This is a genomic window from Streptomyces sp. NPDC003247 (genome assembly GCF_042888135.1).
In the GTDB taxonomy this organism is placed as follows: Bacteria; Actinomycetota; Actinomycetes; order Streptomycetales; family Streptomycetaceae; genus Streptomyces.
Map to the genome: position 1 here is coordinate 23,380 of NZ_JBIAPF010000012.1, position 11,424 is coordinate 34,803.

The 11,424-nt window shown below is 73.9% G+C and carries 10 protein-coding genes; 5 read left to right on the top strand and 5 right to left on the bottom strand.

The annotated features are described in order from the left end of the window. Positions 1-77: 77 nt before the first annotated feature. On the top strand, positions 78-3,176 hold the full coding sequence (locus ACFYWQ_RS33225) for an alpha-mannosidase (protein ID WP_389521663.1): 3,099 nt from the start codon (positions 78-80) through the stop codon (positions 3,174-3,176). A gap of 419 nt (positions 3,177-3,595) precedes the next feature. Here the strand turns inward: ACFYWQ_RS33225 and ACFYWQ_RS33230 are convergent, their stop codons facing one another. Continuing rightward, the gene (locus ACFYWQ_RS33230; RefSeq protein WP_389521664.1) at positions 3,596-4,765 is read right to left on the bottom strand and encodes an ATP-grasp domain-containing protein; all 1,170 of its coding nucleotides are present in this window, start codon (positions 4,763-4,765) and stop codon (positions 3,596-3,598) included. A gap of 335 nt (positions 4,766-5,100) precedes the next feature. Here ACFYWQ_RS33230 and ACFYWQ_RS33235 point away from each other — a divergent pair, with 335 nt between their 5' ends. Together ACFYWQ_RS33235 and ACFYWQ_RS33240 are read left to right on the top strand one after the other, a co-directional pair. Then, positions 5,101-5,961 (top strand): metallophosphoesterase family protein, encoded by an 861-nt coding sequence (locus ACFYWQ_RS33235; RefSeq protein WP_389521666.1) that lies wholly within the window; start codon positions 5,101-5,103, stop codon positions 5,959-5,961. Further along, positions 5,958-6,647 (top strand): 4'-phosphopantetheinyl transferase, encoded by a 690-nt coding sequence (locus ACFYWQ_RS33240; RefSeq protein WP_389521668.1) that lies wholly within the window; start codon positions 5,958-5,960, stop codon positions 6,645-6,647. The genes ACFYWQ_RS33235 and ACFYWQ_RS33240 overlap by 4 nt, the downstream gene beginning before the upstream one ends. A gap of 41 nt (positions 6,648-6,688) precedes the next feature. On the opposite strand, the gene ACFYWQ_RS33245 is transcribed toward ACFYWQ_RS33240, so the two are convergent. Beyond that, positions 6,689-6,928 (bottom strand): hypothetical protein, encoded by a 240-nt coding sequence (locus ACFYWQ_RS33245; protein WP_389521669.1) that lies wholly within the window; start codon positions 6,926-6,928, stop codon positions 6,689-6,691. 238 nt (positions 6,929-7,166) lie between these two features. On the opposite strand from ACFYWQ_RS33245, the gene ACFYWQ_RS33250 reads away from it, so the two are divergent. After that, positions 7,167-8,192, top strand: a complete 1,026-nt coding sequence (locus tag ACFYWQ_RS33250) for an alpha/beta fold hydrolase (RefSeq protein ID WP_389521671.1) — start codon at positions 7,167-7,169, stop codon at positions 8,190-8,192. A gap of 158 nt (positions 8,193-8,350) precedes the next feature. Here the strand turns inward: ACFYWQ_RS33250 and ACFYWQ_RS33255 are convergent, their stop codons facing one another. Both ACFYWQ_RS33255 and ACFYWQ_RS33260 read right to left on the bottom strand, forming a co-directional pair. Further along, positions 8,351-8,893: a toxin-antitoxin system, toxin component gene (locus ACFYWQ_RS33255; protein WP_389522024.1), complete on the bottom strand. Its 543-nt coding sequence runs from the start codon at positions 8,891-8,893 to the stop codon at positions 8,351-8,353. Between the two features lie 32 nt (positions 8,894-8,925). Further along, positions 8,926-9,576: a helix-turn-helix domain-containing protein gene (locus tag ACFYWQ_RS33260; protein ID WP_389521673.1), complete on the bottom strand. Its 651-nt coding sequence runs from the start codon at positions 9,574-9,576 to the stop codon at positions 8,926-8,928. Between the two features lie 229 nt (positions 9,577-9,805). Between ACFYWQ_RS33260 and ACFYWQ_RS33265 the strand changes: the two genes are divergently transcribed. After that, positions 9,806-10,474, top strand: coding sequence for a hypothetical protein (locus tag ACFYWQ_RS33265; protein ID WP_389521675.1), 669 nt, complete (start codon positions 9,806-9,808; stop codon positions 10,472-10,474). A gap of 53 nt (positions 10,475-10,527) precedes the next feature. Here the strand turns inward: ACFYWQ_RS33265 and ACFYWQ_RS33270 are convergent, their stop codons facing one another. Continuing rightward, complete coding sequence (locus ACFYWQ_RS33270) at positions 10,528-11,415, bottom strand: ABC transporter ATP-binding protein (protein ID WP_389521677.1); 888 nt, start codon at positions 11,413-11,415, stop codon at positions 10,528-10,530. Positions 11,416-11,424: the final 9 nt, after the last annotated feature.

Below are 11,424 nucleotides of genomic sequence, written 5' to 3' on the forward strand. Positions count from 1 at the left end.
AAGCGCTTTCCCCTCCGGGCTCGCCCTTCGTGCCTCCCTACGAGCCGCCCTCCGCCCGCTCCCTCCCTGGAGACCCCATGCACGACGAACGCCGCCGGATCGAGGACCGCGTCGAACGCGCCCACACCCAGCGCATCCAGCCCGCGCTCTACGCGGCCGCCGTTCCCCTCGACGTCGAGGCCTGGCAGGCGCCCGGGGAACCGGTGCCCTTCGAGGAGGCCGCGGCCGCGCCGTACGCACCCTTCGCCATGGACACCCCCTGGGGCCCGCCCTGGGGCACCACCTGGTTCCGCATGCGCGGCCGGGTGCCCGCCGAGTGGGCCGGGAGGCGGGTCGAGGCGGTCATCGACCTCGGGTTCACGGGCGGCTGGCCCGGCAACCAGGCCGAGGCGCTGGTCCACCTGCCCGACGGCCGGCCCCTGAAGGCGGTCAACCCCCTCAACCGGTACGTGCCGGTCGCCCGCCCGGCGGCCGGCGGGGAGCGGGTCGACTACCTGGTCGAGGCGGCCTCCAACCCCGACATCCTGGCCGCCGGCTTCGCGGCCCCGACCCCGCTCGGCGACGTCCTGACGGCGGGCGACCGCCCGCTGTACACCTTCCGCCGCGCCGACCTCGCCGTCCTCGACGAGGAGGTCTTCCACCTCGACCTCGACCTCCAGGTCCTGCGCGACCTCATGGCCCACCTCGGCGAGCACGAGCCGCGCCGTCACGAGATCCTGCACGCCCTCGACCGGGCCATGGACGCCCTCGACCTGGACGACGTCCCCGGCAGCGCCGCGGCCGTCCGCGCGGTGCTCGCCCCCGTCCTGGCCCGCCCCGCCCACGCCGGCGCGCACACCCTGTCCGGCGTCGGCCACGCCCACATCGACTCCGCCTGGCTGTGGCCGATCCGCGAGACCAAGCGCAAGACGTCGCGCACCTTCTCCAACGTCACCGCGCTCGCCGACGAGTACGACGACTTCGTCTTCGCCTGCTCCCAGGCCCAGCAGTACGCGTGGGTGCGCGACCACTACCCGCACGTCTGGTCCCGCATCCAGGAGTCGGTGAAGAAGGGCCAGTGGGCGCCGGTCGGCGGCATGTGGGTGGAGGCCGACGGCAACCTGCCCGGCGGCGAGGCCCTCGCCCGCCAGCTCGTCCACGGCAAGCGGTTCTTCCTCGAGCACTTCGGCATCGAGACCAAGGGCGTCTGGCTGCCGGACTCCTTCGGCTACACCGCCGCCTACCCGCAGCTCGCCCGGCTCGCCGGCAACGAGTGGTTCCTCACCCAGAAGCTCTCCTGGAACCAGACGAACACCTTCCCCCACCACACCTTCTGGTGGGAGGGCATCGACGGCACCCGCATCTTCACCCACTTCCCGCCCATCGACACCTACAACGCCCGCTTCAGCGGCGAGGAGATGGACCGCGCGGTGCGCAACTACGCCGAGAAGGGCGCCGGTACGCGCTCGCTGGCGCCGTTCGGCTGGGGCGACGGCGGCGGCGGCCCCACCCGCGAGATCATGGAACGCGCGCGCCGGCTCGCCGACCTGGAGGGCTCGCCCAAGGTCGTCGTCGAACACCCCGACGACTTCTTCGCCAAGGCCCGCGAGGAGTACCCGAACGCCCCCGTCTGGAACGGCGAGCTCTACCTGGAGCTGCACCGCGCGACCTACACCTCCCAGGCCCGCACCAAGCAGGGCAACCGGCGCAGCGAGCACCTCTTGCGCGAGGCCGAGCTGTGGGCGACCACGGCCGCCCTGAACGCGCCGGGCTACGCCTACCCGTACGGGACGCTGGACCGCCTGTGGAAGACGGTGCTGCTGCACCAGTTCCACGACATCCTGCCGGGGTCGTCGATCGCCTGGGTGCACCGGGAGGCGGAGGCCGAGTACGCGCGCGTGGCCGAGGAACTGGAGGCGCTGACGGCCGAGGCGGTCGCCGCGCTCGGCGCCGGCGGGCCACGGGTGTTCAACACGAGCCCGTACGACCGCGCCGAGGTGGTCCGCACGGCCGACGGCACACCGGTCCACGTGGCCGTGCCCGCGGGCGGCAGCGCGCCCCTCACCGACGCCGGACCGCCGCACCCGGTCACGGTCGACGGGCGCGTCCTCGACAACGGCCTGGTGCGGGTGGAGGTGGCGGAGGACGGCACCCTGGCGTCCGTGTACGACCTGCGGGCGGACCGCGAGGTCCTCGCCGGGCCGGGCAACCTGCTGCGCCTGCACACCGACCTCCCCAACCACTGGGACGCCTGGGACATCGACCGGCACTACCACAACCGCTACACCGACCTGCTGGCGGCGGACTCGGTGACCGTCACCGACGACGACCCCCTCGTCGGCGCGATCCGCGTCACCCGTTCCTTCGGCAAGGGCTCGACGATCACCCAGACCGTCACCGTCCGCGCGGGCAGCCCCCGCGTCGACATCGCCACCGACATCGACTGGCACGAGACGGAGAAGATCCTCAAGGCGGCCTTCCCCGTCGACATCCGGGCCGCGCACTCCTCCGCCGAGATCCAGTTCGGCCACGTCCAGCGCCCCACCCACACCAACACCACCTGGGAGGCGGCCCGTTTCGAGGTCTCCGGCCACCGCTGGGTGCACCTCGGCGAACCCGGCTACGGCGTCGCGGTGATCAACGACTCGACGTACGGCCACGACGTCTCCCGCACGGTCCGCGAGGACGGCGGCACCACCACCACGGTCCGCCTCAGCCTGGTCCGCGCCCCGCGCGTCCCGGACCCCGGGGCCGACCAGGGCCGGCACCGCCTCACCTACGCGCTGCTGCCCGGCGCGAGCATCGAGGACGCCGTCGCCGAGGGCTACGCCCTCAACCTCCCGCTGCGCGTGGCCGACGCGGCGGGCGCGCCCGCGCCGGTCGTCTCCGTGGACGGCGCGGGCGTCACCGTGGAGGCGGTCAAGCTCGCCGACGACGCGTCGGGTGACGTGGTGGTGCGGCTGTACGAGTCCCGCGGCGGCCGCGCCCGGGGCGTCCTGCGCACCGGGTTCCCGCTGGCCGGCGTCGAGGTCACCGACCTGCTCGAACGGCCGCTCGACGACGCGCCGGGCGGGACGGAGGCGGAGGTGAAGGCGGAGGCGGAGGTGCGGGCCGGAGCGGACAGCGCGGGCGGCACCGTCGCGGTCGCCCTGCGGCCGTTCCAGATCCTGACGCTGCGCCTGAAGAGGCGCTCCTGAGTCCGCGCGCGGCGGCCCGAGTCCGCATGCTCGGGCTCAAGTCCCCACGCGGAGGCCGGAGTGAGGTCGTGTCGGCCCGGGGCCGCCCACATCGGCCCCGGCGCCGTACGCATCGGGCCGGTCGGTCGCTCCCCGTGACAGCGGCCGACCGACCCGTCCCCCGTTCCCCCGGGGATCCCCCGTCGATCCCCGATTTCCCCCGTAGGTTCCCGATTCCCCCGTCGGTCCCCTTGCTCCCACGGAGCCCCCGTGCTCCCCGTCGTTCCTCCGTGGGCCTTCGGTGTTACACCGTTAAGAGCACGCGACCCGGGCCCTGATACACCCCGAGCGGAAAAAAATCCCCCGGATCCGAGTCCGGGGGATTTCCGCTGTACGCCCCCGCCGTGTGACCTCGGCGCGTGACGCTCGGTCCTGCGACGTCAGAGCGGCAGAGCCTCCGCCGCCGCCGATGCCGCAGCTGCCGCGGGCGCCGTCGACGCCGGGGTCTGGTCCCCGACGGTGCCGACCGGTGCGGGCACCGTCGGAAGCAGCGTCTCCGTGTCCTCGACCCGCTGCTGCGGGAGCGAGACCGGCCGCAGCGGGCGCGGGCCCGACACCACCGTGTAGTCCTGCCCCAGGAACGGCGGCACGATGTCCCCGGGGTCCTCGCCGAGCGCCAGCTGCACGGCGGCCCACGGGGCGTTGACGCCGCAGAGGGAGAGCTGGTGCAGCCCCCCGGCCGGACGCGTGTTGACGTCCATCAGCACCGGCCGCTCGCCGAACATCCGGAACTGGATGTTGGACAGGTAGTGCAGCCCGAAGCCCTCGGCGATCAACCGGGCCGGCTCCAGCCACTGGTCCTGGAGAGTGAAACCGCGGCGGCGGCCGTTCTTGGTGCGGCCGATGGCGAGACGGACCAGGTTGTCGGGGCCGGTGAGGCAGTCCACGGACACCTCGGGCTGCTCCAGCCGCGGCATGACCAGCCAGTCCACCGGCTCGTCGGCCTGCCGGAGCGCCTCGACGACCATGTCGAGCTGCACGTACGGCGTCGGGAAGCCGCTGAGGTGCATGAGGGAGAAGGGGGCACGCGTGATCACGCGGAAGCCGACCCCGCCCGCGCCGGAGGCGGGCTTGAAGCACGCCTTGTGCCCGGCCGCCTCCAACTCCTCGACGGCGGCGAGGAGTTGGTCGGCGGTCCGCACCCGCCACCACGGCGGCACGGGGACGCCGATCGCCTGGACGGCCTCGTAGGCGACCACCTTGTCCTCGAAGACGGCCACGGCCTCGGGGGTCGGCGCCAGCAGCGCCGTACCGGCCGCCGCGAAGTCGGCGCGGTGCGCCACGATCGCCGCCTGGTGCAGCCGGGGCACGAACACGTCGATGCCGCGGCGGGCGCACTGGTCGAGCGCGTACTCCACGTACGCGGCCGGGGACAGGCCCTCCGGCTCCAGGTCGGCGGTGTCGGCGGCGGCCAGCACGGGGGAGTCGGCGTCCCCGTGCGTGGCGTGGATCTCGACGGCCCGATCACTGGGATTTCGCCGCAGCTGATCCATGAAGAACACGTTCTCCGCGTACGTGCGGTTGAGCCAGACGCGTACGCGAGAGACCATGCGGGCCGCCTTTCACGGTTCGCGGGCAGGGCGGAGCGGGCCCGTGCCCGGGCAGGGTGGAGGGAGGGACACCAAAGCGCCCCGTGCGAAGGGGCGTTCAAAGCGGAGGTGTTGGGGCGATCATACGGCTTCCCGAGGGTGCGGCGTGCAACGCGCGTGTTACGGATTTTCCGATCATGTTCACGTTCGCGGCCCGGTCGGGTAAGGGGCGCGCCGGGCCGCCGGCCGGGCCGCCCGCCGGGGTGTCCTTGTCCCGCGCGCGCGAATGTGCTGTCGTGGTGGCGTTCGCGCGTCCGCCGGGGGCGCGCGTGCCCGAGCGGGACGGGGGGTCGGACGTGACGTCGACGGCCGGTGGTGCCGGACAGCTGCTGGCCATCAGTGATCTGCACATCGGGTATCCCGAGAACCGGGCCCTGGTCGAGCGGATGGTCCCGGACTCCGACGACGACTGGCTGATCGTGGCCGGGGACGTCTCGGAGAGCGTGGCCGACATCGGCTGGACGCTCAAGACGCTCGCGAGCCGCTTCGCCAAGGTCGTCTGGGCCCCCGGCAACCACGAACTGTGGACCCATCCGAAGGACACGGTCACCCTCCGGGGAGTGGCCCGTTACGAGCACCTGGTGGACCTCTGCCGCGAGCTGGGCGTGACGACCCCCGAGGACCCGTACCCGGTGTGGGAGGGCCCCGGCGGCCCGGTGGCGGTCGCCCCGCTGTTCCTGCTGTACGACTACTCGTTCCTGCCGCCCGGCTGCGCCACCAAGGAGGAGGGCCTGGCCTACGCGCACGGCACCGGCGTGGTGTGCAACGACGAGTACCTGCTGCACCCCGATCCGTATCCGACCCGGGAGGACTGGTGCCGGGCGCGGGTCGCCGAGACCGAGCGACGGCTCGCCGCCCTCCCCGAGGACCTGCCGACGGTCCTGGTCAACCACTATCCGCTGGACCGGCACCCGACGGACGTCCTGTACTTCCCCGAGTTCGCCATGTGGTGCGGCACCCGGCTGACCGCCGACTGGCACCGCCGCTTCCGCGTCGAGGCCATGGTCTACGGCCATCTGCACATCCCGCGGACCACCTGGCACGAGGGGGTCCGCTTCGAGGAGGTGTCGGTGGGCTACCCCCGTGAGTGGCGCAAGCGCGCGCAGCCGCCGGGCCGGCTCCGCCGCGTCCTGCCCGCCCAGGACGGTGCCGTGTGATCGAGGAACTGCTGCCGGACACGGTCGTCGCCGTGGAGGCCCACGGCGACGAGGGCGTCGCCGAGTTCGGTCACGGGCCGCTGTACCCGGAGGAGGAGGCGGTCGTGGCGCGGGCCGTCGCCAAGCGCCGCCGCGAGTTCACCGTCGTACGCTCCTGTGCGCGGCGCGCCATGGAGAAGCTCGGTGTGTCCGCGCAGGCCGTGCTGCCCGGCGAGCGGGGTGCCCCGCGGTGGCCGGCCGGTCTGACGGGCAGCATGACCCACTGCGACGGCTACGGCGCCGCGGCCCTGGTGCGCGTCGCCGACCTGGCCTCGCTCGGTATCGACGCCGAGCCGCACCAGCCGCTGCCCGAGGGCGTGCTGTCCGCCGTCGCCCTGCCCGCGGAGGCGGAGCGGCTGCGCCGGCTGGCGGCGGACCGGCCCGAGGTGCACTGGGACCGGCTGCTGTTCAGCGCCAAGGAGTCCGTCTACAAGGCGTGGTTCCCCCTCACCCGCGAGTGGCTGGACTTCAGCGAGGCCGACATCGAGATCGACGCCGGCCTCGAGGACGGCGCACGGGGCACCTTCCGGGCCCGGCTCCTGGTCCCCGGCCCCGTGGTCGGCGGCCGCCGGCTGGCGCACTTCGACGGCCGCTGGGCCGTGGGGCGCGGGCTGGTGGCGACCGCGATCACGGTGCCGCACGCCTAGGGCGGCGGCCCGCGGCCCCGGCGCCGTCCGCGCCCGCCCGCTCACCTCTCGGGGCACCAGCTGTGCAGCAGCCGGAAGAACTCCTCCTCGTTGCCCGTCAGACCGGCGGCCCGCAGGGCCTGTTCGGCCTCGGCCAGGACGGCGGGCGGGACGACGGGCGGCAGCCGGTCGTGCGGCGGGCCGGAACCGTCGTCGTCGAAGGCGGCCCGGACGGTGTGCAGCAGCCGCAGATAGGCCTGGACGGCGGTGCGCTCGCGGTCGGTCAGTACGGCAGTGGGCATCGGTCGGCTCTCCCCGCGTCGGCGTCGTCTCCCCCGCGCCCTGACGGCGCGTACGCCCCCGTGCGGCGGCGCACCCCCCAGCTTGCCGTCCACCACTGACAATGCGGTCCCGTCCCGCGCCGGTTCGCCCGCTTAGCGGAGGTGAAACCTCGGCGTAACCCCCCGGGGAAAACGGCTCCTACGCTGGAACGGAGGGCTGTGGGCGACCGCCGGCGGCCAGGGCGAGGGGAGGCGGCCGGTGACCGACGTCCCGAGGCGCCGGCCGGCGCACGGCACACGGCTGCGCCGGGTGGGCGACGGCGAGCCGGGCGTGCACCACCGTGTCGTGCACGGCTACCGGCGGGCCTTCCGCATGGCGGGCGACGGTCCGGCGCTCGTCCTGATCCACGGCATCGGCGACTCCTCGGCGACCTGGGCCGACGTGCTCCCCGGCCTCGCCCGCACCCATACCGTCATCGCCCCCGACCTGCTCGGCCACGGCGCCTCCGACAAGCCGCGCGCCGACTACTCGGTGGCCGCGTACGCCAACGGCCTGCGCGATCTGCTCACCACCCTCGGCGTCGACTCGGCGACCCTGGTCGGCCACTCGCTCGGCGGGGGCGTGGCCATGCAGTTCGCCTACCAGTTCCCGGAGCGCACCGAACGCCTCGTCCTCGTCAGCGCGGGGGGTGTGGGCCGGGAGGTCAACCCCGCCCTGCGGCTGGTCTCGCTGCCCGGCGCCCCGCTGGCGCTGTCCGCGCTGCGGCTGCCCGGGATGCGCCTTCCGCTGGGACTCGCCGTCCGTCTGCTGAGGCTCCTGGACACCGGTCTGGGCCAGGACGCCCCGGAACTGCTCACCCTCGTCGACGCCCTGCCGGACGGCACGTCGCGCGACGCGTTCGTACGGACCCTGCGCGCGGTGGTCGACTGGCGCGGCCAGGTGGTGACGATGCTGGACCGCTGCTACCTGACCGCCGGTCTGCCGACCCTGCTGCTGTGGGGCGACCGGGACAGCGTGGTACCGGTCCGGCACGCCCACCGGGCGCACGAGGCGATGCCGGGCAGCCGGCTGGAGATCTTCGAGGGCGCCGGCCACTTCCCGTTCCACACCGACCCCGCCCGGTTCCGCTCCGTCGTCGAGGAGTTCACCCGTACCACCGCCCCGGCCGACTGGAGCCGCGACCGCTGGCGCGCCCTGCTGCGCGGGGGCGGGTTCGGCGCGGACCCGTCACTCGCGGCCGACGGCCGTCGGGTGCGGGAGGCCGGCGACCGCGGTGCCACCTGAGGGCCGGACACCGGTCCGCGGGGGAGCCCCGTCGGAACGCGCCGCGCCGTGCCGACGGATCGACTCATCGGGGCGGCGCGCCGGGCCGTCCGGTCCGGCTCCTCGGAGCGCGCCGGGCCGCCCCGCTCAGGCTCCGCCCGGCTCAGGCTCCGCCCGGCTCAGGCTCCGCCCCGCTCCTGCCGTCCCAGGTAGCCCAGCGACGCCCCGATCCGGCCCGCCAGGTGGTCCCGCCGGGCCCGCTCGTGCGCCACCGGGCCCGCGAGCCACGTACGGCACTTGCTGGCCAGCAGCAGGCCGAAGCGTTCGGCGTCGCGCTCGTCGGCCAGGTCGAAGCGGGTACGGGCGGCGACCTTGTGGACCGTCGCCTGGAGGTCCGCGCCGTCGTGGAGCAGCCGGGCCGCGACGGCGGCGCCCTCGACGTGGTGGCTGCAGTGACCCGCCTTCATGTGCCACAGCTCATGGCCGAGGATCACCAACTGGTGGTCGGGCGCGGTGCGTTCCTCGATGACGACGAGGTCCTGGTCGGCCATGTCGAGCCACAGCCCGCTGGCGGTGCCGGGCGGGAAGGCCGCCGTACGGAAGTGGACGGGGCGGCCGCGGCGTCTGCTCATGCCGTCGCACAGGGCGGTGTACAGGTCGGCCGGTGCGGCGGGGGCCGGGAGGGTGAGCTCCCCGACCAGCTCGTCGCGCAGGCGGCGCATGTCCTTGCCGATGCCCACAGTTATCCCCCGGATCACGACTCGGGCCGCTTCACGCTCTCCAGGAGCATGTCCAGCCACTCGGCGACCTTGTCGCGGTGCTGGTCGGTGGGCAGCTGCGCGGCCCGCCAGGCGATTCCGCGCACGCCGTGGTCCTGAAGCAGCCGCTCCAGCGGGTCCTGGGCGGCCGCGGCCGCCTCCCGGGCGGCGAGCTTCTGCAGCAGTTCCTGCTCGACGTGCTGGAGGGCGCCCGCGAGTGCCTCGGGGTCCTCGGCCGTGAGGAAGCCGGCGTGGACGCGGAAGAAGCGCTGGAGGGCGTCGCAGTGCTCCATCGTGGGGCGGCGGTCGCCGTTGATGAGGGCGCCCGCCTGCTGCCGTGACATGCCGGCGCCGTCGGCGATCTCCTGCTGGGTGTACTTGCGCCCGTTGGGCTTGAGCCGGGTGCGGCGCAGCAGGTCCAGGCGTTGCAGGAAGCGGGCCTGCACATCCGGTTCGCCGGCCGGCCGGCCGCTCAGCAGGGCCTTGACCACGGACTCGGGGACCCCGGAGGCGATGGACAGCCGTCCGGTGTCGAAGACCTCCGGGTACGGCACGCCCAGCCGGTCGGCGAGTGCGGTGACACGGGCGACGACGGCCGACAGCAGCACCGTCGCCGTGGCGCCCGGAACCTCGAAGCCATCCGTCACCGACAGGTCTCCTACGTCTCTCCGACCCCTTCACAGGCATTACACGATCGCCGTGAACTGACCGGAGGGTAGCGGGTTCTTCGAACTCTCATCCAGGTCTCGCCACAACTGTGGCCAATTTCAGCCGTCAACGAGCGTGGAATGCCACGATAGTTGACATGCGTCGCGGCGGGGTACCAGGATCAGGGCGCCGCGTGCAGGCGGCACAGGCAAGAGGGGTGACCTCCCGATGGCGTATCAGGCAGGTGGGCAGCGGTCGGTACCGCGGCCCGTCCCCGACGGTTCCGAGACCCAGGCCTACCTCCAGGACTACGCCGGGTACCTGGAAGCCGTCCCCTTCCCGTCCGTCGTCCTGGACCACCGCTGGGACGTCGTCCTGGCCAACACCGCTTTCCGGACACTCTTCCGGGAGATGGGCCCGCACCCGACGGCCCTGCCGGGCGACAACTTCCTCCGGTTCGTGCTCTTCCACCCCGACGCGCCGTCGGTCCTCGGCGACCACGAGTCCAGCTGGTGCCTGCCGATGATGGCCCGCTTCTCGGCGGCCGTCGAACGGTACGGCCATGACCACGGGCTCCAGGCGATCCGCCGGGAGATCGCGCAGGACCCGCTCATGGAGGCCGCCTACCGGGAGGGCCTGCCGCACTGGATCCGCGCGGTCGGCGAGGAGGCCGTCGAGCACGACGGAGCGGTCCGGCCCCTGCTGCACCCGGACCCGCGCTGGGGCGCCACCCAGTGCCGTATCGTCGCCGACACCCCCAGGACGCTTCAGGACCTGGGGTACACGCGGCTGACGATGGTGCTGCGCGAGGCGCCCGCGCCCACGCCGCGCCGGGCACGCCGCCGCCCGCGCCGGAGCGCGGCGCACCTCAGCGTGGTTCCCGCCCCCGAGGTCTGACCGGGCACCGTCGGCGTTCAGGTCGCCGACGGCGCTCCGGTCCGCCGGCCGGCTCAGTGCGGTGCCGGAGGCGGGTCCGCCGGGACCGTGCCCTTGGCGAGCGGGTCCGCCGGAGCCGCGCCCTTCGCGAGCGGTACGGCCGGGGCGGTGTCCTTCGCGTCCGGCCGGCCGGACGCCCCGCGCTTCGCCGCCTGGATCTGCTCCCACACATGGGTGCGCAGCTCGGCGAAGCGCGGGGCGACGCGGGTGTGCAACTGGTCGCGCTCCGGGGGCAGATCGACCTTCAGCTGCTCCTGGACGACGGTCGGCGAGGCGGACAGGACGACGACCCGCTCGCCCAGGTAGACGGCCTCGTCGATGTCGTGGGTGACGAACAGGATCGTGATGCCGCGCTCCCGCCACAGGCCCCGCACGAGGTCCTCCAGGTCGGCGCGGGTCTGGGCGTCGACGGCCGCGAACGGCTCGTCCATCAGCAGCACCCGGGGCTCGTAGGCGAGCGCCCGCGCGATCGCCACCCGCTGTTGCATGCCGCCCGACAGCTGCCAGGGGTACGCGGAGGCGGCGTCCGCCAGCCCGACCGACTCCAGCGCGTCGGCCACCAGCTCCCGCCGCCGCGCCTTGCCCAGCCCCTTCTGCTTCAGCGGGAGTCCGACGTTCTCGCCGACCCGCATCCACGGGAAGAGGCTCCGCCCGTACTCCTGGAACACGAACGCCATCCCGGGCGGCGGCCCGGTCACCTTCCGGCCCTCCAGGAAGACCTCGCCGGACGTCGGCGTCATCAGGCCGCCCATGCACTTCAGCAGGGTCGTCTTGCCGCAGCCCGACGGGCCGACGAGACAGACCAGTTCACCGTCGGCGACGGTGAAGGTGAGGTCGCGCACCGCCTCCACCCGCCGCCCGGAACCCTCGTAGACCTTCTTCAGGCCGCGTACGTCGAGCATGCCCTGCCC

What these genes read in the sequence shown, in the direction of transcription:
- ACFYWQ_RS33270 (WP_389521677.1), bottom strand. Translation starts at nt 11,415, where the DNA reads ATGCTCGACGTACGCGGCCTGAAGAAGGTCTACGAGGGTTCCGGGCGG.
- ACFYWQ_RS33245 (WP_389521669.1), bottom strand. Translation starts at nt 6,928, where the DNA reads ATGCCCACTGCCGTACTGACCGACCGCGAGCGCACCGCCGTCCAGGCC.
- ACFYWQ_RS33225 (WP_389521663.1), top strand. Translation starts at nt 78, where the DNA reads ATGCACGACGAACGCCGCCGGATCGAGGACCGCGTCGAACGCGCCCAC.
- ACFYWQ_RS33255 (WP_389522024.1), bottom strand. Translation starts at nt 8,893, where the DNA reads ATGCGCCGCCTGCGCGACGAGCTGGTCGGGGAGCTCACCCTCCCGGCC.
- ACFYWQ_RS33230 (WP_389521664.1), bottom strand. Translation starts at nt 4,765, where the DNA reads ATGGTCTCTCGCGTACGCGTCTGGCTCAACCGCACGTACGCGGAGAAC.
- ACFYWQ_RS33265 (WP_389521675.1), top strand. Translation starts at nt 9,806, where the DNA reads ATGGCGTATCAGGCAGGTGGGCAGCGGTCGGTACCGCGGCCCGTCCCC.